The following is a 19,563-nucleotide window of genomic DNA, read 5'->3' as shown; positions in this document are numbered from 1 at the left end:
CAATGAAGGCGCAGGCGGGACTTACATGCTGGAGAAGACGTTCATAATGATGCCGCCGGAGATGATCAGCACCATGGCGAGAATAGCCGGGATATCCGGTTTTTGCTTATAGAGGATCATTGAGCAAATAGTGACGCCGACGATACCAAAGCCGCACCACAGCGAGTAGGCGACGCCGACCGGAATGGTGCTCATCGCGCGGGTGAGGGCGAAGTAGCACAGGCCGTAGGCGCAGACCACCAGCACCGACGGCGCCAGCTTGCTGAAGCCGTTGGTCTTTTTGATCATCGATGTGCCGGTGATTTCGGAGCCGATAGACAGCGCCAGCCATAAAAATCCGAGGTTAAACATAAGCGGTTCCTTTTCTGTTAGTTGGCGACTTTTTTGTCCAGAGATGCAGCGGCCGGCTGCGCGGGCGCTTCCTCGCTCTCTTCGCTACCCATTTTGGAAAACAGGTTCATGATCACGATCCCGCTGGCGATAACCGCCATACCGATAATGGCGGCGGTGTCCGGGTGCTGACCGTAAAACGCCATTCCCAGGGTCGACACCACGAGGATGCCGGTACCGGACCAGGTGGCGTAGGCCAGACCGACGGGAATATCCTTCACCGCGCGGGACAGCGAGTAGTAGCAGGTGCAGTACAGCAGCACCAGCAGCCCGAGCAGCAGCATTTTGCTCATCCCTTCACTGCTGCCGAACATTTTGAGGGTGGAGGTGGCTGAGGTTTCGGAAACGATAACCAGCAGCATCCATAGCCAACACTTTGTTTTTGAAGACATAAGTTAAACTCCGGGTTTACTATTTAAGGTAAGGTTCTTTTTTTCTGTTTTTTAAAAAATCGATAGCGGCATCGGTCAACTGCGCTTCAGGAGCACAGGCCAGCGCCGGATTATTCACCACGTCTGTGACAGTGAGATAACGCCGCGGGCCGCTCGCCGACGGCGCCGCCGCTTCGCGACCCGACGCCAGCTTCTCCAGCAATTCGTTCATGGTGCACAGCGCGATGCCGCATTCGGCCAGGCGGGCCAGCGTGGCCTGCATATGTCCGGCGTAAGCGCTATCAGGCTGCGCCCCGCGCAGCTGGTTAAGCTCGCTGGCGGGATCGCAGTGATAGCGCAGCGCCAGCACCGGCAGGCCGCTCAGCAGGGCATCGTGCACGCGGCGGGCAACCGGACCGTGCAGGGAACCCTTCACCAGATCCGCCGCCAGCGGGTAGTCGAGAAACGGCAGCAGCAGCGCCTTATACGAGACCGAAGGCAGCTCCTGTTGCCAGTCGGCCGCTGGCAGCGTTTTACCGATAGCCCGCCACTGCTCGCCGTCGTCAATCCCGCTATCCAGCGCCAGGTGCAGGCTCTCGCCGCAGCCGGCCAGCCGCTGGCGAATAGCGTGCCGGTAGCCCGCCGCGGCGGTCACCATCACCAGTACCGGCGGCCGCAGACGCTGGATAATGCGTTCAACCAGGTCTTCCATCTGTTGGTCGGTCATGGCGAGCCTCCGTTAGCCGATGAGCGTGACCTGCGCGCCGTTTTTCAAGCCGGCGGCGTTGGCCTCTTCGGTATCAATATGAAACTCCAGCGCGAAGTCTTCGCGTACCCGCACCACCACTTCATCAAAGGTCAGCTGGCGTTCGCCGTCGCTGCGGACGCTAACCTTCTGGCCGTTGGCGACGTTCAGCTGGCGGGCATCCTGCGGCGACATATGGATATGCCGCCAGGCGCAGATCACCTGCGATCGCAGTTCAACGTGGCCTGCCGGGCCGATCAGCAGCGCGCTGCCCGCGTTCTCCAGCTGGCCGGATTCGCGAACCGGCGCTTTGATGCCGAGGGTAAAGCAGTCGGCGCGGGAGATTTCCAGCTGCGATACCGGGCGGGTTGGGCCGAGGACGCGCACCTGGGTGAGCGAGCCCTTCGGACCGACCACGGTGACGCACTCCTGGGCCGCGAACTGCCCCGGCTGGCGCAGCGGCTTAAACGGCGTCAGGACGTAGCCCTTGCCAAACAGCGCTTCGACGTCCTGCTGCGCCAGATGGAGGTGGCGGTTAGAGATGCCGACCGGAATAGCCGGAGCAACGTGGCTCAGGCGGGCGGCGATTTTTTCATGGAGCAGGGTGTCGATCATGCCTTCTTCCCTTTCCTCATCGCCGCGTTTTTATCTTCCGTCGGCGCAGGCGCGGCGGCGGGTTCAGTGGGTTCCCTTGTTTCTACAGCGGCGGGCGCGACGGCTTCAGCCTCAAGCGGCGCGGCAGCTTCCGCGCGCGGCGGACGGCCTTTCAGGGTGCTGAGGGCGTCCACGACGCTGCGCTCCGGACGGGCGATCGTCAGGGATTTGACCTGCGGGTCGATGAGCGCGGCGACGGCCACGCCGCGTTCGATAGCGGTGTGAATCGCGCTGATCTCCCCTTCAAAGCAGACGCTCACCAGCCCCGAACCGACTTTGCGGTAGCCAATGCAGGACACGCCTGCGCTTTTGCAGGCGGCATCCACGGCCTGAACGGCGGCAACTAACCCTCGCGTTTCAATTACGCCTAAACTTTTCATTGTCGGCTCCTGTTAATGGCGGACTAAGCGAATATCAAAATCAAACTGCGTGAAGAACGTTTCCAGCCGGTCTAACTCCTCGGCGGAATAAGTTGGGTCTCGGGTAATGGGGTAAGGCATATCGAGGCGCTCATATTTTTTGCGCCCCAGCTGGTGGTACGGCAGCATATCGATGCGGCGGATATTTCCGCGCTTCGCCAGCTTTTGTACGTAATCAATGGCCCCGGTAATGGCATCGAACGAGTCGTTATAGCCGCGAACCAGCGGCATGCGGATAATGACGTTAGCGCCGGAGTCCACCAGCCACTCCAGGTTGCGGCGAATGCCTTCGTTACCGATGCCAAATAACGCTTTATGGTGCTCGCTGTTAATTTGCTTAATATCGAATAAGAAGGTGTCGGTCACCGGCGCCAGCTTTTGATAATTGGCCAGCGGCGTGGTGCCCTGCGTTTCCACGGCGGTATTGAGCATCATCTTTTTGCATTCGCTAAAGAGCGCGACGGCAAAATCGGTCTGCAGGCTCATTTCCCCGCCGCCGATGGTGACGCCGCCGCCGGAGGAGATATAAAAGTCGTAGTCCTGCATGATGATCTCCATCAGTTCGCTGACGGTGACATCTTTGCCCATAATATCCAGCGCGTTCTGGGTGCAGATCTCTTCGCACTTGCGGCAGCCGATACAGTCTTTATTACGGTTGACGAAATGCTTCATTTCGCCGTTTTCTTCCGCCCGATAATGAATTCCCGCCGGGCAGACGTTGACGCAGTCGCCGCAGTTAATGCATTTATCCTGTGAGAACATCACCTGAAACTGGCTATTCAGCCCTTCCGGGTTAGCGCACCACGGGCAGCGAATATTGCAGCCTTTGAAAAAAACCAGCGTGCGGATCCCATCGCCGTCATAGATCGAATATTTCTGAATATTGAATATTCGCCCGGTTAATTCTTGTTTTGCGCTCACACATACCTCCAGAAAAACGATCGGGACATCCGTGTCCAAAAACGTCCGTGTCTTTATCAGAACTTCTCGATGACCGTACGGCTGATAATCTCGTCCTGAACTTCTTTGCACAGCTCAACGAAGTAGGCGCTGTAGCCCGCGACGCGGACGATCAGGTCGCGGTATTTTTCCGGCTCCTGCTGGGCTTTTTTCAGCACTTCGTTATCGACATAGCTGAACTGCATCTGGCCGTTGCCGAGAATCGACGCGGTGCGCAGCAGGGTAATCAGGCCGTGACGACCTTCCGGGGTATCCAGCAGCCCTTTGAGGAACTTGAAGTTGTGCACCATGCCGATGTTCATGGTTTCGACGTTCATCTTGCTCACCGACTTGATGATCGCCGTCGGACCCTGCTTATCCGCGCCCTGAGTCGGGCTGATGCCGTCGGAGAGCGGCATCCACGCCAGGCGACCGTTCGGCGTGGCGTTGGTCAGCTCGCCGATCGGCGTGTTGTTGGAGATGGACAGGGTGCCGTGGCTCAGGGTGGAGTAGAGCATCTTGTACTTACGGCACTCGCGCTCGGTCCACTCGGTGATATCCAGCGCATACTGATCGACGTAGTTATCGTCGTTGCCGTATTTCGGCGCGTTGAGGCAGTCGCGGCGCAGGCCTTCAAAGCCTTCGAAGTTCGCCAGCAGCGCGTCGCGCACCTGCTCGAGGGTGTATTTCTTCTCTTCAAACACCAGCTTACGAATCGCCGCCATGGAGTCGACGTAGGTCGCCAGACCGGAGAAGATCAGCCCCGGGCCGTGGTTGATCATCGCGCCGCCGGCGGCAACGTCTTTGCCTTTTTCCATGCAGCCTTCCACCAGCAGCGACATCAGCGGCTTCGGCGCCACGTCGCGGTGCACGCGCTGGCTGATGACCGTCCCGATCGCCGACAGGCGTACGATATGGGCGATCTGTTTTTTCACCGCCGCGTCGAAATCCTCGAAGGTGTGCAGGTCGCGCAGGTCGCCGGTATCCAGCCCCTGATAGCTGTCAAACAGCACCATCCGGCCGCGGTTTAAAACGAACTCAATAGCGATGGGCCACTGGGTGTAGCCGGTGGAGGTCCACTGATAGATGCGGCCGGATTTCTGCGGCTCGACGCAGCCCATCAGGCAGTAGTCGCGGGCGTCTTCGAAATCGAAGCCTTTACGCAGCATCATCTTGATATGGGAGTCGTCGAAGTGGCAGGCCGGGAAGCCCATCCCCGCTTTGACGACGTCGACGATTTTTTCCATATACTTCTGCGGCGACTGGTTGTGAATACGGCAGGCCAGCGACGGCTGGTAAACCTTCACGAAGCGCACGGCGTCCATGATCAGGTAGGTCAGGTCGTTACAGGCATCGCCGCCGGAGCGCTTCTGACCGCCGACGGTCAGGTTGATAAACGGCTGATAGCCGGCGAAATATTTCGCCCCCAGCTCGCTGGACATCCACATCAGCTCGGCGCATTTGATGATAAACGCCTGCAGCAGCTCCAGCGCGGTGTCGTGAGTCAGGCGGCCTTCGCGGATATCGGCTTCAAACATCGGGTAGCAGTACTGGTCTACGCGTCCCAGGGACAGTCCGGTCTGGTTCTCTTCAATTTCAAACAGCGACTCCACGGTCCAGATGCTCTGCAGCGCTTCCTGCAGGGTTTTCGGCGGATTCGCCGGCACGTTCTGGTTCACCTCGGCGATGGTCAGCAGCTCGGCGCGACGCTGGGCGTTCTGCTCAATCGCGGCCAGTTCACGGGCGCGGGCGGCGATGCGGTGCGCGTAGTTAATCACCCCTTCGCAGGTTTCAATGGCCGCTTTGTAGTAGTAGATGCGGTCGATATCTTCCGGGTTTTCCATACTCAGGCTGGCGAGATGCGCCTCGGCGTCGGCTTTAATGCCGTTCATCCCTTTGGTAAACAGCAGCACGTCGTAGCCCGGGCAGGTGTCGCCGCCGCCGTTGATCTGGTGGTAGGAGAGGTCGCTGACGAAGGTCTCGCCGCTGAACGCCCACACCCCCGCTTCGCGGTACTGGGCTTCGCAGATTTCATCCAGCGAGCGGCCTTCCCAGAACGGCACGATCTCTTCGCGGATGGTTTTTTTATCTGCTTCGCTGATTTCAAACGGATCCTGCGGACGGGTGCTCATGGTATCGAGTTCGTCGCGCACCCAGCGCCAGGCGATATCCGGCGAGAAGGCGCCCGCGCGCGGCTTGCCGCACGGATGACCGACGATCAGCTCATCGTCCTGAATCAGAATCGGCGCGGTTTCGCAGGCGTGGCGGAAGGCTTTGGCGCGCAGCAGAATCGTCGGCATGCCGGGGTTGGCTTTGACCACTTCGGTAAAGGCCAGCGCGCGGTAGATAGAGACGCTCGGGCGCACGGTCAGGTAGTGGTTACGCAGGCGCTGCATGCGCGGGGTCAGCCCTTCTGCTGCCGGCGTCTCGCCGGCGGCGGCAAACGGGGCGGCGGAAACGTGCTGGACGCCCTTGAACAAACGCACCGGCAGATGCAGGGCGCTCAGGTTGTGCTGCGCGCTGAGGAACATGTCGGAGAGTTCGTTAATGCGCGCGTTCTCAAGGCTTGCGCCGTGCAGCAGGGCGTCGAACATCGGATAACCGTCGATCGCGCAGGCGGCGCGCACTTCGCACAGCTCCGCCAGCTTGAACCACAGCGATTCGACGATTTCATACGCCTGCTGCGGGGAGAGCGCGCCGTTGTTGATATCGTGCTGGTAGTAAGGCAACAGGGCTTTGTCGGCGCCTTCCGGGTTGACGGCGTAGCTACCGTTATCGAGCTGGAGCGCCAGCTGGAACAGATAAAAGGCCTGGCACGCCTCTTTGAAGCTGCGCGCCGGATGCGCCGGAACGTGGTGCAGAATGGCGGCGCTGTCCAGCAGTTCCGCCCGGCGGTAAGCGTTGGTTTCCGCGGCGGCCAGCTGTTCCGCGCTGTTGGCCAGGTTTTGCGCCAGAGCCAGCAGGGCATCGCAGGCGTAGATGGCCGCGCGGCAGCCGTTGACTTCGTCCATGCCGCTGCGGCTGACGGCGCTGCCCAGCGCGCGGGTTTTCTCTTCCAGCTGATGTTTTATCGCCAGCACGCCTTTTTCCATCACCAGCTTGTAATCCGGGGAGTCGAGATCGCTATTCAGGTTGAGGAACTGGAACGCGGACGGGCGACGGACGGCGCTCTCGTCGTGGAAAATCGCCCCGTGCGGTTTGCGGGTCTGGTTGCCGACGATCAGCTCGTCGGCGCTGATGCACAGCGGCAGCTGGCGCATCAGTTCATGGAAGCGGCGCGCCGGTTTGACGGCGGCGGGAACCCCGGCGATATCGCCATCAAGGGCGTTGAGCGTGGTGGCATGTTCGGTGCACAGGGTGCTTTTTTGTGAGAGTAAACGTTCTGCCAACACTTTGACGCGCGGCGTTAAGCTGTAGTGTGCCATAGGTAAGGTTCTCCAAATCTTGTTATCAGTGGCCCTGAACGGCGTTGCCGGTCCATGCCCGGCGATAGAGTTCGGTCAGTGCGTGAGCGTCCGGCGCGCGTGGGTTCGTCGGGGTACAGCTGTCGCGTAGCGCCTGGCCGACCATCTCCGCCAGCCGCTGTTCAAATTCGGTGGCAATGACGCCGGTATCACGAATGCCGGCCGGCATGCTCATTTCGTCTTTTAGCGCCTGAATGGCGACCAGCAGGCTGGCGACGCCCTGGCGGGTAGTGGCCGCAGGCAGATCCAGCAGATGGGCTAATCGGGCGTATTTGCGGGCGGCATCGGTATCGCACTGCCCGTGATAATCGGCGTTCCAGGCCACCACGTCCGCCATCAGCAGGGCGTTAGCGCGGCCGTGGGGGACGCGAAATACGCCGCCGAGCGCGTGGGCAAGGCTGTGGGTAATGCCCAGCGAGGCGTTGGTGAAAGCCATGCCCGCCATGCAGGAGGCGTTGTGCATCTTTTCCCGCGCCAGCAGATCGCCACCGTTGCGCCAGCAGGTCGGCAGAAAGCGAAATACCTGCTGCACCACTTTCTCCGCCAGCGCATCGGAAAAGTCGCTGGCGGCGAGGGAGACATAGGCTTCCAGCGCGTGACATAGCACGTCCATCCCGGTATCGGCGGTGATCGCCGGCGGCACCGAGGCCACCAGCGCCGGGTCAAGAATGGCGATATCCGGCAGCAGTGACGGGTCCACCAGCACCAGCTTCTCGGCGTGGGCTTTCACCACTGAAAAGGCGGTGACCTCAGAGCCGGTGCCGCTGGTGGTGGGGATCGCCACAAAGCAGGGCGGCTCGCGGTGAGCGTCCGGACGGGTTTGCGCCAGGGCGAAAATAACCGCTTTGGCTGCATCAATCACCGAACCGCCGCCCAGCGCGATAACCAGATCCGGATAGCTGTTATCCATCCGCTTCATACCGCGCACCACGGTGGCGATATCCGGGTCGGCCACCACGTCGTCCCAGACCTGGAAAGCGATGCCGCGCGCATTGAGGATCTGCGTGACGCGATCGGCGAGGCCAAACTTAACCATCGCCTGGTCGGTGACCAGCAGCACGTTGCGGGCGGGCAGCTCGTTCAGGATGGCAAGCGCATCCTGACCAAAGCGAATCCGGGGTTTCAGCAAAAATTCACTCATTGGGTTATTGACTCCTTAAGCGTCCCGAAACACGTTCTCGACAATGGCGACCACCGACATGGCCTTGTAGCGCTCTTTGTTGAGCGCCAGGTACTCTTCGGCCAGCACGATGTCGTGCATACCGGCGCCGACGCTATCAACGGCAACCCAGGTCTGGTCTTTCATCGGCTGCTGGTCATCATCTAATTTGACGATCAGCAGCAGGTTGCTGCCCCGTAGCTCATCGCACTTCTGCGTGGCGACGACATGTCCGACTACCTTTGCGAGAATCATTGTTTTTATCGCCTTATATCAATGTGTTACTTACCAAGGCGTTCCAGCACCTGGCGGATGACGCGTTCCACGTTTTGCTCATTAATCTCGCTGTCCGCGCCGACGGCGGCGGCAGACGCAAAGCGATCGTCGGCGCTGGCCGGGTGGGCCGCGGTGGCGGCGGTCGCCGGGGCGTTAAAGCGCTCATCGTCGAAGATGCTGCGGTTCGGGCCGGCCGCCGGGCTGACGATGGTCGGCTGCGGTTCCGGGCGGCTGCCCGGCGCGCGCAGCTCATCGATGGAGCGCACGCCGTAGCCCACTTTGCGGATGTTGAGCAGGTTCATCGGCCCGACGTTGTCTGAGCTGGAGCCGCCGCCGACCGCGCCGCAGCCGAGCGTCAGGGCCGGGGTGATATTGGTGGTCGCGCCGATGCCGCCCAGCGCCGCCGGGGTGTTGATCAGAATGCGGTTAACCGGTTTTTCCAGGCAGAACTGGCGGATGACGTCCTGGTTGCGGGTGTGGATCACCAGCGTGTGGCCGAGGCCTTCGTTGGTCAGCAGCTCCACGACGCGGTGGCAGGCGGCTTTCCAGTCCTCTTCGACGTACAGGCCGAGTACCGGGCACAGTTTTTCCCGCGAGTAGGGGTTGGTATGCGATACCGTGGTCTGCGCGGCAATCAGCACCCGGGTGCTGGCCGGGACGCAGAAGCCGGCCATCTGGCTCAGATAGAGCGCGGTTTTACCGACCACTTTGGGGTTGATGGTGCCGTTGGGGCGCAGCAGCAGGGCCGCCATTTTTGCCGCTTCGCTTTCGTTCATGAAGTACGCGCCCTGAGCTTCCAGTTCGCGATGCACTTCGTCGTAGATGCAGCGTTCGACGATAATTGACTGCTCGGAGGCGCAGATGACGCCGTTATCGAAGGTTTTACTGGTGATGATATCTTTCACCGCGTGGGGGATATCGGCGCTGCGTTCGATAAACGCCGGGCCGTTACCCGGGCCGCCGCTAATGGTCGGCGTGCCGGACGCGTAGGCGGCGCGCACCATGCCTTCGCCGCCGGTCGCCAGGATCAGCGACACGTCTTTGCTGTGCATCAGCTCTGAGGTGGCTTCGAGGGTCAGCTGGCTAATGGCGTCGACGCTACCGGCAGGTGCCCCTGCCGCTTCCGCCGCGCGCTTCACGATTTCAATCGCTTTCCAGCTGCACTGGCGGGCGCCGGGATGCGGGGAGAAGATAATCGCGTTGCCGGCCTTCAGGGCAATCAGCGTTTTGTAGATGACGGTGGAGGTCGGGTTGGTCGACGGCACCAGCGCACAAATGACCCCCAGCGGCACGCCCACGTCCATCACTTTTTGTAGCGGATCGTCATGAATGATACCGACGGTCTTCATATCTTTGATGGCGTCGTAGACGCGCAGCGAGGCGAAGCGGTTCTTCAGCACTTTGTCCTGCCAGTTGCCAAAACCGGTTTCTTCCGCGGCCATTTTCGCCAGCGCTTCGGCATGATGCGCCGCTTCCTGGGCCACGTTCTTCACGATGGCGTCGATTTGCTGCTGCGAAAAGGTGGCCAGAATCGCCTGCGCCTTTTTGGCATTGCGCACCAGCTCCCGGGCGTTCTGCCGGGACTGCAAATCGTTATCCAGTTCAATCATGAGTCTATCCTTCATCAGACTAAAAGAGTGGAGACGGGGCGCGCCCTGTCAGGTCATGCTTTGTGCTGCGCCGCGATTTTTTCGATGTCGTTATGCGGACGCGCGATGACGCGAGAGGTGACGACTTCGCCGATGCGTTTTGCCGCTTCCACGCCGGAATCCACCGCGGCATTCACCGCGCCGACGTCGCCCTTCACCATCGCGGTGACGAGGCCGGAGCCGACGTTTTCATAGCCAATCAGCTCCACGTTGGCGGCTTTACACATCGCATCCGCCGCTTCAATACAGGCCACCAGCCCTTTGGTTTCGATAAGCCCTAGCGCTTCTTTCATCAGGTTTTTCTCCGGTTAATCCATGATTTTGTAATGCGAGACGATTTTGTTGATGTCGTTATGCGGGCGGGCGATAACCAGCGAAGTCACCACTTCACCGATGCGCTGCGCGGATTCGACGCCGGAATCCACCGCCGCTTTCACCGCGCCGACGTCGCCTTTCACCATCGCGGTGACGAGGCCGGAGCCGACGTTTTCATAGCCAATCAGTTCCACGTTGGCGGCTTTACACATCGCATCCGCCGCTTCGATACAGGCCACCAGCCCTTTGGTTTCAATCAGACCTAATGCATCACCCATTTGCGTTCTCCTGGCCATCAGGCCTTGTGTTTAATGACGATTTTGTTGATGTCGTTATGCGGACGAGCGATAACCAGCGAGGTCACCACTTCACCGATGCGCTGCGCGGATTCGACGCCGGAATCCACCGCCGCTTTCACTGCGCCGACGTCGCCCTTCCCCATCACGGTCACCAGCCCCGAGCCGATGTTTTCATAGCTAATCAGCTCGACGTTGGCGGCTTTACACATCGCATCCGCGGCTTCAATGCAGGCCACCAGACCTTTGGTTTCGATAAGCCCTAATGCATCACCCATGGTTTCTCCTCCAGAACAGTTTTGTGATTCGGAAAACCGACCGCGTAACGGCGTCAGGACGCGGATGCGGCGTTCGGGATTCACTATAGGGAATGGCGAGTGAAGGGAAATTTAAATCTGCTAGCGTGGTATTTTTAGTCTTTTGCTCTGTGATTTAGGTTGGTTAAGGCGCTGATTTATGCATTTGTGCTGCGATGGCGGGGCGAATTGAGTGACGATTGTGGCGCTTTTTTCACCATTTAACCGGAGGCGGATTGATGTTAATAAGTTGCTAATTTATTGCAGATCGGGGGTAATTTGACGATGTATGAAGTGTGGGGGGGATCGCGTTTTCTTCGGCAGGCTAAATGCAAAACGTGCGGTTTTACTAACGGGAAAGTGAGGAAGGAAAAGCGGGTGTGAGCTTAGTCAAGCTTGCTGCCGGACTTCAGCGTGCAGACGTAGAGCGGGGAGTTGATAGAGCTGAGAAGAATGGCTTTCTCATTGAGCTTCTGCGCGTTGAGGAACAGGCCATCGTGGCTGTCGGACATCTCGCGCATAAAATAGTCGAAGATCACGTCAGGCGACTCATCGATGGACGAGGCGCTGGATTCCCACTTGCTGATGCGATAGTGGCGCTCGGTGGTGGAGATGCGTTTGCTGGTGTAGCTAAATTTGACGTAGCGCTGGAGATAAAGCCAGCCGGCGGCGGAATCGGTGTAGCCCTCGACGACCATCGACCCTTTGCCGTTGGCGGCAAAATTGAAATGGATATTGCCGTTAACGTTCTCCTTCTCCATATTCTCAAAGCGCATAATCGCTTTGGTCGAGCAGCTCATCACCCCGCCGTTTTCGACCGGCAGCAGCTTCCAGGCGCAGAACCCGGCGGCGGCAATAAATACCAGGCTGGAGAGGGCGAAAAAGGGGCGCGGGGCGAGTCTCATTGCGGTTTCCATGAATAGTAAAAATAGTTATCGCAGTAGCTGAACGGGTTATCTTCATGCATTGCGCAGTGGGCGAGGAATACCCGGCCCAGGCCGTTGGTTTCCAGCCGGTCGCCATAGAAGAAGACGAAGCGTTCGCCGGGCTTGCATTCCAGCTTCAGGCGCTGGCGCACGGCATCAAAATTCTTGCCGTAGGCGGTTCCGGCAACGGAGCGCAGCATCTCATCGCTGGCCAGCAGCTCGCACTGGCTGTGGCGCATTTGCGTCAGGGTGATGGGGTGCGATGTGCTGCCGCCGAGAAAACTGCAGACCACCAGCAGCAGGGCGATGGTGAGCAGGCAGCCGCCGGCGAGATACCAGCAGGTACCGCGCGCGTGGCGGCTGGAAACGGTCTTTTGTTCTTCCGGGACCGCGGCCGGGTCTGGCTCGGCTTCTGGCGCGGGCGGCTGCTCCGGCTCCGGGCTGGCATCGAGCCTCTCGATGGTGAGATCAGGATTGAGCTGCAGCAGTCCGCGCGACACGGTGACGATAATGTTGTCGATATCGTAGTGGCGGAAGGTTTTGCGCAGCATGCTCAGGTACTGATTGAGATTGCTGTTGGATGAGGTTAAACCGTTGTCATCCCAGACTTTTTTAAGCACCTCATCGCGGCTGACCACCTCGGTGTGGCGCAGGAAGAACCACAGCAGCGCGTTGGCGGTGATGGACAGCTGGCTGTCCGCCTCATCGCTTCCCGGTAACGTTAGCGTGCCGTCCATTGCATCATAAATAAGACGGCCATGGATGTTATAGCGCATCGTGGCCTCAATCTATCACGTCATACTTCACGTTGCTGGTGCGTTGGCTGCGTTCGCTCACTTTGGTCACATAGTTATCTATGCTCCCAGGGATTCGCTCCCTTGCCGCCTTCCTGCAACGCGAATTATTTAGTGTATATATGCTTCACGCAGGAAGCGTCATCTTCGTCAGATCGCTGACCAGCGACTGCCGGTGCCCGGGGCTCATGGTGCGCCCCTCGGTTAATTCCGATAGCCAGATGCCGTCCGCCGCATAGCGCACCAGCGTGCCGGTATGGCTATTGTCCAGTTCATCGCCCTTCGCCAGATGGTCCAGCATCCAGTCGCGCCAGCATTTTCGCAGCACCGGTTCATCCGGCATGGCCAGCGACAGCACCATCAGCTGGCGGCTCTCCTGGGTATCCGTGAGTTCCGGCGCCGACAGATAGCGCAGATAGGCGCGGGTAAAGCGGCCATAAGAGACGTTATCCGCGGCCATAAGCTCTGCAATCGCCTCTTCCATAATCGCCAGCAGGCGGGCAAAGAGGGCGAAAATCAGCGCCTGCTTGTTGGGGAAATGGTGCAGTAAACCGCCTTTGCTGACGCCCGCTTCGCGCGCGACGGCGTTCAGCGACAGCGAGGCGATACCGTCCCGGCCGGCGATGGTGGCGGCGGATTCCAGCAGTTGCTTATGCAGGCGGACGGGATCTTTTTTACGATGTTGGGCTTCCATATTCATGGCCCGAATCATACCGACCAGACGGTATGATTATTCTTGATCGCTATCAATATGCGAAGGGGCGCAGCGGGGCGGGATGACGTTATTGCGTGGAGGCTCACAGTTCACCTTATGAATTGTGGTGATATTCGCCGCACCGCGAATATCACCCACCGAGATTCACACAGGCTTCACGTGGATAGCGAGGCCGTTTTCGCCCGGCGCCAGCTCCGGACGCAGGTTCAGAGAGGGGATCAGATAGTCGCCGTGATTCTGCCGACGGAAGGGAATGGGCGGCGTTTCGGATAGGGTATCCAGCCGCCGGGCCAGCGCCTCGCGCAGCGTGGCGAAGCGCTGTGCATCGAGTTTGTCGGTGCGGTAGAACACCACCGGCGGTAGCACCTCAAAGCCGGGATAGAACAGCATTCCGTGCTGAATGGGGAACAGGATGTCGTCGATAGACCCGTTAATTCCGCGCGGCGCGTAGTGTTCCGCCCATCCGCCGGCGGTAACGACCAGCATCGCCCGTTTCCCCGCGAACGTGCCTTCGCCGTAGCGATCGCCCCAGTGGGTTTCGCTGTGCTCGCCGACGCCGTAGGCAAAGCCGTAAGCGTAGACCCGATCAATCCAGCCCTTCATGATGGCGGGCAGCGAAAACCACCACAGCGGGAACTGAAAAATCACCGTATCGGCCCACAGCAGCTTCTCCTGTTCGCCCACGATATCCGCGCTTTGCGTGCCGTTAGCGAAGGCGTACTGCGAATCCCGCGTTGCCCGCCAGCTTTCACCGACCGGCGGGGCGCTGCTGTCATCGGCATCAAATCCCGCCTTCCAGCGCATGGCGTAGAGATCGGACACCTGCACGTCATGACCGGCGTTTTGCAGATGCTGCACGGCAAAATCCTTCAGCGCGCCGTTAAGCGAACGCGGTTCTGGATGGGCGTAAACCAGTAGTATTTTCATTGAAATCACCTCTGAGCAATGGAGAGCTGCAGAGTAGAGTCCGCGACGCTATAGTAGAAATGAATTGCTTCAATAACAGGTATAGTGATGATTAATCTGCAGGGGCTGGATCTCAATTTGCTGCGCACGCTGAACGTTCTGCTCAGCGAAAATAACGTCACCCGCGCGGCGCAGCGCCTCAACCTGTCGCAGCCGTCGGTCAGCGTGCAGCTGGCGCGACTGCGGGAGATTTTCGCCGACCCGCTGCTGCTGCCGGGGCCGCGCGGTATGCAGCCCACCGCCCGCGCCGATGAACTACGCGGGCCGCTGCGCGATGCGCTGCTGGCGCTGGAGCTGGCGGTAGCGCCGGTTCAGCCTTTCGACCCGGCCACGGCGGCGCAGACCTGGCGGGTGGCGGCGACGGACTATATGGCGTCGGCGATTTTGCTGCCGGTGCTCAGTACCCTGCGCATCGCCTCTCCGGCCAGCCGCCTGGCGCTGTTTGAGCTACAGCCCGCGCGGCTGGTACAGCAGGCGGATCGCGACGAAGTGGATCTGTTTTTTCACACGCGAGACGGCGCGCCGCCCGGGCTGCATCAGCGTTTGTTGTTCCGCGAACGCTACGTGCTGGCGGGCAGGGCCGGGCATCCGGCGCTGCGGTCGCCATTAAGCCTGGCGCAGTTCTGCCAGCTGGAGCAGGTGATTGTCTCGCCGGACGGCGGAGGATTCAGCGCCGCGACCGATAGCGCGCTGGCGAATCTCGGGCTGGCACGGCGGGTTGTCCTTTCCGTGCCACATTTCCTGTTTATGCTGGAGACGCTGCGCAATAGCGAGCTGGTGGCGGTGCTGCCGGAGCGGCTGGTGCGTGGCGCTGGCGGCCTGACGGTGGTTGAACCGCCGCTGGCGGTCGCCGGGTTTGAGATGCTGATGCTGTGGCACGAGCGCTGGCACCGCGATCCGGCGCACCGGTGGCTGCGCCAGCAAATCGTAACGTCATTAGAGGAAAAGCCATGTTAAGCGGATTAAATCATTTGACCCTGGCGGTCAGCCAGCTGGCGCCTAGCGTGGCGTTTTATCAGCAGCTTCCGGGGATGACGCTGCGCGCCCGCTGGGATAACGGCGCGTATTTCTCCTGCGGCGACCTCTGGCTGTGCCTGTCGCTGGACCCGCAGCGGCGCGTTATTTCGCCGGAGGAGAGCGACTACACCCACTACGCGTTCAGCATTGCGGAGGAGGATTTCGCGCTTTTTGCCGGACGGCTGAATGCGGCTGGCGTTCCTGTTTGGAAAACCAATAAAAGCGAAGGCGCGTCGCACTATTTCCTCGACCCGGACGGCCACAAGCTGGAGCTGCACGTCGGCAGCCTCGCCCAGCGCCTGGCGGCGTGCCGGAAGCAGCCCTATAAAGGTATGGTGTTTTTTGGCGAGGACGAACAGGCGGCCGGGAACCCGTAGCCCGGCTAAGCGCAGCGCGAGCCGGGGAAAAGTGGAGGCTGTATTGCGCGTTGTTTCCCCGGAGGCGGCGCTTGACGCGCCTTGTCCGGGCTACCGGCCCGCAGACGATGGGGAACCTGTAGCCCGGCTAAGCACAGCGCGAGCCGGGAACATCTTTTACAATTCCTGCTTTAAAAATGTGAAGTTTTTTCCAACGTTGAGAGTATTATCCCTGGATAATTGTCTATACTTTTTTGTATATACAATCAGGATGAATATGATGCCAATGGAGTTTGAATGGGATGCGAACAAGGCAATAAGGAATCTAAGAAAACATGGAATCCGGTTTGAAGAAGCGGTGCTCGTCTTTGACGATCCCCGGCATCTTTCCCGACAGGATCGTTATGAGAATGGTGAATATCGCTGGCAAACTCTCGGCCTCGTTCATGGGATCATTGTTATCATGGTTGCGCATTCGGTCCGTTTTGAAAGTGGAACAGAGGTCATTCGTATTATCAGCGCCCGGAAGGCGGACAGCAAAGAGAGAAATCGTTATGAACATGGTTAAACATAAACGTGACAATCCGGATACGCTTACGGCTAAGCGAGCCGATGAGCTTAAAGCGCTGGCCAACAAAACGGATGATGAAATCGATTATAGCGATATTCCCGCCACAGACGACGCACATTGGTCAGATGCCGTACGCGGTAAATTTTACCGACCGCTAAAAACTCAGGCTTCTGTCCGTATTGATGCCGATATTATGGAGTGGCTTAAACGTCCCGGGAAAGGTTATCAAACGCGACTGAATGCGATCTTAAGAGAAGCGATGATTCGCGATCTTAACAAGAAATAGCCTGCCTCATGATTACCCCGGAGGCGGCGCTTGACGCGCCTTGTCCGGGCTACGGGCTCGCAGACGATGGGGAACCCGTAGCCCGGCTAAGCGTAGCGCGAGCCGGGGAGATAAATCGCGTTAGCCTTCCAGCTTCAGTTCCACATTGCGCTTGAGCACCAGGCGCATCAGCAGGTAATAGACCACGCCAACCGCCAGCCAGCTCAGCCCCAGCACCTTGGCCTGCGCGTCCATTTCATAAATCACAAAGCCGATAATGCACAGCCCCACCACCGGGAACAGCAGGTGTACCACCAGATTGCGCGATTTCTGGCGAATGATGTAATGGTTTATCACGGCAATGTGCAGCACCAGGAAGCCCATCAGCGCGCCGAAGTTCACCAGCCGGCTGAGGTTATCGATATCGCCGTAGAACCAGAGGCCGGAAGCCAGCGAAATCAGCGCCACAAACAGGGTGCTGACGTAAGGCGTTTTCAGCCGCGGGTGCACTTTCGCCAGCAGCTGCGGCAGCTGCTTGTCGCGCGCCATCGCAAACAGAATACGCGACACGGCGGCCTGCGCCACCAGGGCGTTAGCAATCCCCCAGGAGATCACCGTCGACCACATGGTGACGTACTTCAGCCAGCCGCCGCCCGCCAGATTCGCGGTATCGTAGAAGGCGGTATCGAGGCTGCTGAACGTCATGCCCTGCGCCAGGTCGGCGGCAATCCACGTTTGCAGGATAAACAGCGAACCGACCAGCATCAGCGCGCCCAGCGATGCCTTACCCACGGTATCCACGCCGCCTTTCGTTTCCTCGGACAGCGTGGAGATCCCGTCGAAGCCGAGGAACGAGAGCACGGCGATGGAGACCGCGCCCATCACCAGCGGCAGGCTGAACTTATCGGCGTTGTAGAGCGGGTCGAGGGTCAGATGGCCCGCCCCGGCGCCGGAGTAGAGCGCAATCAGCCCCAGCACGACGAACACTGACAGCACCACGATCTCCGCGATCAGAATCGTATTATTGGCGCGTGCGGTAAAGGTAATGCCGCGCAGGTTAATCAGGCTGTTAATCGCGATAAAGCCGACAATCCACAGCCAGCCCGGCACGCCCGGCAGCATGGGCGCCAGCGCCGCCGCGCTAACGATATAGAGCAGCGACGGCACCAGAATATAGTCCAGCAGGATCAGCCAGCCGGCAAAAAAGCCGACAATGGGATGAATCCCGCGCTGGGCATAGGCGTATACCGAGCCGGAGACCGGAAACGCGCGCGACATCGACCAGTAGCTCATGGCGGTAAAGAACATCGCCACCATGCCGATGAGATAGGCCAGCGCCACCATGCCCTGCGCGCCGTCCCAGACGTAGCCAAAGACGCCAAACGGCGCGATGGGCACCATAAATATCATCCCGTAGACCAGCAGATCGCGGAACGTCAGCGCCCGATGCAGCTCCTGCTTATAGCCAAATTGTTCAACGCTCATGCCTGCTCCCCTTCGATGCTCAGGGAGAACTGCTTCGCCACCGATTTGGGTAACGCGTAGCGGCAGGTTTTCAGCGGGTCGACCACCTGACAGATTTGCAGGTCGCCGGCGATGCTCAGAATACTGATCGCTTCAGCCAGCGTCAGGGAGGTATTGTCGGCGATAAAGTGCGCCATATTGCGGGTAGCCAGGGCGGCGGCATCATCGAGGGTCAGCGCCGAGGCGAGGGTAAACAGGGTCTCGCTGTTTTCGAGCATCGGCAGCGGCAGGCGGCGGTTTTTAACCACCGTCAGTTCGACCAGCACTTCGCCAGGGATTTCCAGACCGCAGACCGAGACTTCGCCATCGCCCATCGCGGCGTGTAAATCGCCCAGCCCGAACAGCGCGCCGGGAACGTTGACCGGCAGCCACAGGGTGCTGCCGGCGGTGATCATTTTGCAGTCCATATTGCCGCCGTGGCTATCCGGCGTGCCGCAGGAGATGGCTTCCCCGGCAGGCGCGACGCCGATCACGCCGACCATCGGGTTGAGCGGCACGCGCACGTTGCCGGGCAGTACGGCATGGTCGTTTTCAATGGGCACGATAGTGACCTTCGGGGCATCGAGCTCGTCGCCAATCACCCCCAGCTGCGGCGCGGTGACCATCACCGCCTGCTGGCTGCTCAGGGTGATGCGCTTGATGGTGACCTTGAGCGCATCGCCCGGCTCGGCGCCCTCGACGTAGACCGGCCCGGTCGCCGGGTTAATACGCTGCCAGTCCAGTTCGTTGAACACGGCATCGGCGGAGGTGATTTGGTCGGAGAAGCAGTCGCAGGTTTCGAACAGCACTTCACTTCCGCTGCTGACGGTAGCGACAGGAGCGTTATCCCGCGACATGGCGTAAACCACCCGATCTTTGGTTATTTTCATGACATTCATCCCGGTTATATTGTTGTGTTTTTTATATTTAGAGTTTCCCGTATAGGGAATGAGTGAATGTATCGGGATTATTATGGGAAGGCAATCAGGTCAGTTTTTTCAAAAATAGATGGTATATATTTGCTGGTGAATCATGCGGTTGTATATTTTAATTTGATGTTTTTATATGCTGGTTATTAAGTCGTTTGACTATTCAATGTTTTATTACTGGTTGTCATTATTTCATTATTTACTGCTATTAATCGTTTATATAGCAGATTACTCTGCAAAAATTTACGTGCTGGTAATTTAGCGCAATATACCGTGGGGTATTGATGATAATGCCAGAGTATTTGGGCTCTCACAGAGGGGAACCCGGAGGCGGTGCTTGCGCACCTGTCCGGGCTTGTATGATTACTCCGTCAGAAAGAACCGGCCAGTTCTCTCTGATGGCGGTCCGGATGCCGTGTCCGGGCTTAGGCTTTCGCGCCTGTTCCGTAGATCCTTTGCACCGGACCGCCGTTCTTTCTCATGTGATAAACCGGACAGTATCATGGACCGGCTTTCACCGGTAACCCGTATTTGCAAGGTTGGTTTCA

General features: G+C 59.2%; 23 protein-coding genes. 4 read left to right on the top strand and 19 right to left on the bottom strand.

The features are described from left to right. Positions 1-21: 21 nt before the first annotated feature. The 17 genes from JLG71_RS24495 to JLG71_RS24415 all read right to left on the bottom strand — a co-directional run bounded on the left by JLG71_RS24495 (position 22) and on the right by JLG71_RS24415 (position 14,335). Positions 22-351: a DMT family transporter gene (locus JLG71_RS24495; RefSeq protein WP_004108688.1), complete on the bottom strand. Its 330-nt coding sequence runs from the start codon at positions 349-351 to the stop codon at positions 22-24. A 17-nt stretch (positions 352-368) separates the two neighbouring features. After that, positions 369-782: a DMT family transporter gene (locus JLG71_RS24490; protein WP_014227744.1), complete on the bottom strand. Its 414-nt coding sequence runs from the start codon at positions 780-782 to the stop codon at positions 369-371. Between the two features lie 19 nt (positions 783-801). Continuing rightward, on the bottom strand, positions 802-1,488 hold the full coding sequence (locus tag JLG71_RS24485; protein WP_049078876.1) for a hypothetical protein: 687 nt from the start codon (positions 1,486-1,488) through the stop codon (positions 802-804). Positions 1,489-1,500: 12 nt separating this feature from the next. Beyond that, entirely contained in the window at positions 1,501-2,121 is a 621-nt protein-coding gene (locus JLG71_RS24480; protein ID WP_200913865.1) for a phosphate propanoyltransferase, read from the bottom strand. Then, complete coding sequence (locus JLG71_RS24475) at positions 2,118-2,540, bottom strand: BMC domain-containing protein (protein ID WP_004098223.1); 423 nt, start codon at positions 2,538-2,540, stop codon at positions 2,118-2,120. Before JLG71_RS24475 ends, JLG71_RS24480 begins: the two co-directional genes overlap by 4 nt. Before the next feature lie 12 nt (positions 2,541-2,552). Then, positions 2,553-3,500, bottom strand: a complete 948-nt coding sequence (gene cutD / locus JLG71_RS24470) for a choline TMA-lyase-activating enzyme (protein WP_014227748.1) — start codon at positions 3,498-3,500, stop codon at positions 2,553-2,555. A gap of 56 nt (positions 3,501-3,556) precedes the next feature. Then, a complete protein-coding gene (cutC, locus tag JLG71_RS24465) occupies positions 3,557-6,943 on the bottom strand; it encodes a choline trimethylamine-lyase (protein ID WP_116281050.1) in 3,387 nt (1,128 codons plus the stop codon). Between the two features lie 25 nt (positions 6,944-6,968). Further along, entirely contained in the window at positions 6,969-8,123 is a 1,155-nt protein-coding gene (locus JLG71_RS24460) for a 1-propanol dehydrogenase PduQ (protein WP_116281051.1), read from the bottom strand. 15 nt (positions 8,124-8,138) lie between these two features. Beyond that, entirely contained in the window at positions 8,139-8,396 is a 258-nt protein-coding gene (locus JLG71_RS24455) for a EutN/CcmL family microcompartment protein (protein ID WP_004098229.1), read from the bottom strand. Positions 8,397-8,422: 26 nt separating this feature from the next. After that, positions 8,423-10,027, bottom strand: coding sequence for an acetaldehyde dehydrogenase (acetylating) (locus JLG71_RS24450; RefSeq protein WP_025108472.1), 1,605 nt, complete (start codon positions 10,025-10,027; stop codon positions 8,423-8,425). A gap of 53 nt (positions 10,028-10,080) precedes the next feature. Next, on the bottom strand, positions 10,081-10,359 hold the full coding sequence (locus tag JLG71_RS24445) for a BMC domain-containing protein (RefSeq protein ID WP_002442217.1): 279 nt from the start codon (positions 10,357-10,359) through the stop codon (positions 10,081-10,083). Between the two features lie 15 nt (positions 10,360-10,374). Further along, positions 10,375-10,659 (bottom strand): BMC domain-containing protein, encoded by a 285-nt coding sequence (locus JLG71_RS24440; protein ID WP_004098238.1) that lies wholly within the window; start codon positions 10,657-10,659, stop codon positions 10,375-10,377. Between the two features lie 17 nt (positions 10,660-10,676). Continuing rightward, on the bottom strand, positions 10,677-10,955 hold the full coding sequence (locus JLG71_RS24435; RefSeq protein ID WP_200913864.1) for a BMC domain-containing protein: 279 nt from the start codon (positions 10,953-10,955) through the stop codon (positions 10,677-10,679). 404 nt (positions 10,956-11,359) lie between these two features. Next, a complete protein-coding gene (locus JLG71_RS24430) occupies positions 11,360-11,878 on the bottom strand; it encodes a FidL-like protein (RefSeq protein ID WP_004098240.1) in 519 nt (172 codons plus the stop codon). Continuing rightward, positions 11,875-12,675, bottom strand: a complete 801-nt coding sequence (locus JLG71_RS24425; protein ID WP_046878031.1) for a winged helix-turn-helix domain-containing protein — start codon at positions 12,673-12,675, stop codon at positions 11,875-11,877. Before JLG71_RS24425 ends, JLG71_RS24430 begins: the two co-directional genes overlap by 4 nt. Before the next feature lie 145 nt (positions 12,676-12,820). Continuing rightward, complete coding sequence (locus JLG71_RS24420; protein ID WP_004098242.1) at positions 12,821-13,405, bottom strand: TetR/AcrR family transcriptional regulator; 585 nt, start codon at positions 13,403-13,405, stop codon at positions 12,821-12,823. 147 nt (positions 13,406-13,552) lie between these two features. Further along, entirely contained in the window at positions 13,553-14,335 is a 783-nt protein-coding gene (locus tag JLG71_RS24415) for an NAD(P)H-dependent oxidoreductase (RefSeq protein WP_116281052.1), read from the bottom strand. A gap of 87 nt (positions 14,336-14,422) precedes the next feature. On the opposite strand from JLG71_RS24415, the gene JLG71_RS24410 reads away from it, so the two are divergent. From JLG71_RS24410 to JLG71_RS24395, 4 genes are all read left to right on the top strand, one after another. Further along, a complete protein-coding gene (locus JLG71_RS24410) occupies positions 14,423-15,331 on the top strand; it encodes a LysR family transcriptional regulator (RefSeq protein WP_032747747.1) in 909 nt (302 codons plus the stop codon). Then, a complete protein-coding gene (locus tag JLG71_RS24405; RefSeq protein WP_200913863.1) occupies positions 15,325-15,768 on the top strand; it encodes a FosA family fosfomycin resistance glutathione transferase in 444 nt (147 codons plus the stop codon). Before JLG71_RS24410 ends, JLG71_RS24405 begins: the two co-directional genes overlap by 7 nt. Before the next feature lie 259 nt (positions 15,769-16,027). After that, entirely contained in the window at positions 16,028-16,315 is a 288-nt protein-coding gene (locus JLG71_RS24400) for a BrnT family toxin (protein ID WP_200914330.1), read from the top strand. Beyond that, positions 16,302-16,604 (top strand): BrnA antitoxin family protein, encoded by a 303-nt coding sequence (locus JLG71_RS24395; protein ID WP_200913862.1) that lies wholly within the window; start codon positions 16,302-16,304, stop codon positions 16,602-16,604. Before JLG71_RS24400 ends, JLG71_RS24395 begins: the two co-directional genes overlap by 14 nt. A gap of 120 nt (positions 16,605-16,724) precedes the next feature. Here the strand turns inward: JLG71_RS24395 and JLG71_RS24390 are convergent, their stop codons facing one another. Both JLG71_RS24390 and JLG71_RS24385 read right to left on the bottom strand, forming a co-directional pair. Next, entirely contained in the window at positions 16,725-18,068 is a 1,344-nt protein-coding gene (locus JLG71_RS24390) for an APC family permease (RefSeq protein WP_004128506.1), read from the bottom strand. After that, complete coding sequence (locus tag JLG71_RS24385) at positions 18,065-18,976, bottom strand: acetamidase/formamidase family protein (protein ID WP_116281053.1); 912 nt, start codon at positions 18,974-18,976, stop codon at positions 18,065-18,067. Before JLG71_RS24385 ends, JLG71_RS24390 begins: the two co-directional genes overlap by 4 nt. Positions 18,977-19,563 lie beyond the last annotated feature (587 nt).

Origin of the sequence: Klebsiella michiganensis (genome assembly GCF_015139575.1) — a bacterium.
Lineage (GTDB): Bacteria > Pseudomonadota > Gammaproteobacteria > Enterobacterales > Enterobacteriaceae > Klebsiella > Klebsiella michiganensis.
This window is presented reverse-complemented; position numbering and strand designations above follow the sequence as displayed.

Bases quoted from the DNA above. Each gene is read 5' to 3' on its own strand.
- JLG71_RS24400 (WP_200914330.1), top strand. From the start codon at position 16,028: ATGCCAATGGAGTTTGAATGGGATGCGAACAAGGCAATAAGGAATCTA.
- JLG71_RS24415 (WP_116281052.1), bottom strand. From the start codon at position 14,335: ATGAAAATACTACTGGTTTACGCCCATCCAGAACCGCGTTCGCTTAAC.
- JLG71_RS24495 (WP_004108688.1), bottom strand. From the start codon at position 351: ATGTTTAACCTCGGATTTTTATGGCTGGCGCTGTCTATCGGCTCCGAA.
- JLG71_RS24390 (WP_004128506.1), bottom strand. From the start codon at position 18,068: ATGAGCGTTGAACAATTTGGCTATAAGCAGGAGCTGCATCGGGCGCTG.
- JLG71_RS24490 (WP_014227744.1), bottom strand. From the start codon at position 782: ATGTCTTCAAAAACAAAGTGTTGGCTATGGATGCTGCTGGTTATCGTT.
- JLG71_RS24410 (WP_032747747.1), top strand. From the start codon at position 14,423: ATGATTAATCTGCAGGGGCTGGATCTCAATTTGCTGCGCACGCTGAAC.
- JLG71_RS24395 (WP_200913862.1), top strand. From the start codon at position 16,302: ATGAACATGGTTAAACATAAACGTGACAATCCGGATACGCTTACGGCT.
- JLG71_RS24480 (WP_200913865.1), bottom strand. From the start codon at position 2,121: ATGATCGACACCCTGCTCCATGAAAAAATCGCCGCCCGCCTGAGCCAC.
- JLG71_RS24475 (WP_004098223.1), bottom strand. From the start codon at position 2,540: ATGAAAAGTTTAGGCGTAATTGAAACGCGAGGGTTAGTTGCCGCCGTT.
- cutC (WP_116281050.1), bottom strand. From the start codon at position 6,943: ATGGCACACTACAGCTTAACGCCGCGCGTCAAAGTGTTGGCAGAACGT.
- JLG71_RS24460 (WP_116281051.1), bottom strand. From the start codon at position 8,123: ATGAGTGAATTTTTGCTGAAACCCCGGATTCGCTTTGGTCAGGATGCG.
- JLG71_RS24455 (WP_004098229.1), bottom strand. From the start codon at position 8,396: ATGATTCTCGCAAAGGTAGTCGGACATGTCGTCGCCACGCAGAAGTGC.
- JLG71_RS24405 (WP_200913863.1), top strand. From the start codon at position 15,325: ATGTTAAGCGGATTAAATCATTTGACCCTGGCGGTCAGCCAGCTGGCG.
- JLG71_RS24440 (WP_004098238.1), bottom strand. From the start codon at position 10,659: ATGGGTGATGCATTAGGTCTGATTGAAACCAAAGGGCTGGTGGCCTGT.
- JLG71_RS24435 (WP_200913864.1), bottom strand. From the start codon at position 10,955: ATGGGTGATGCATTAGGGCTTATCGAAACCAAAGGTCTGGTGGCCTGC.
- JLG71_RS24445 (WP_002442217.1), bottom strand. From the start codon at position 10,359: ATGAAAGAAGCGCTAGGGCTTATCGAAACCAAAGGGCTGGTGGCCTGT.
- JLG71_RS24450 (WP_025108472.1), bottom strand. From the start codon at position 10,027: ATGATTGAACTGGATAACGATTTGCAGTCCCGGCAGAACGCCCGGGAG.
- JLG71_RS24430 (WP_004098240.1), bottom strand. From the start codon at position 11,878: ATGAGACTCGCCCCGCGCCCCTTTTTCGCCCTCTCCAGCCTGGTATTT.
- JLG71_RS24420 (WP_004098242.1), bottom strand. From the start codon at position 13,405: ATGATTCGGGCCATGAATATGGAAGCCCAACATCGTAAAAAAGATCCC.
- JLG71_RS24485 (WP_049078876.1), bottom strand. From the start codon at position 1,488: ATGACCGACCAACAGATGGAAGACCTGGTTGAACGCATTATCCAGCGT.
- JLG71_RS24425 (WP_046878031.1), bottom strand. From the start codon at position 12,675: ATGCGCTATAACATCCATGGCCGTCTTATTTATGATGCAATGGACGGC.
- JLG71_RS24385 (WP_116281053.1), bottom strand. From the start codon at position 18,976: ATGAAAATAACCAAAGATCGGGTGGTTTACGCCATGTCGCGGGATAAC.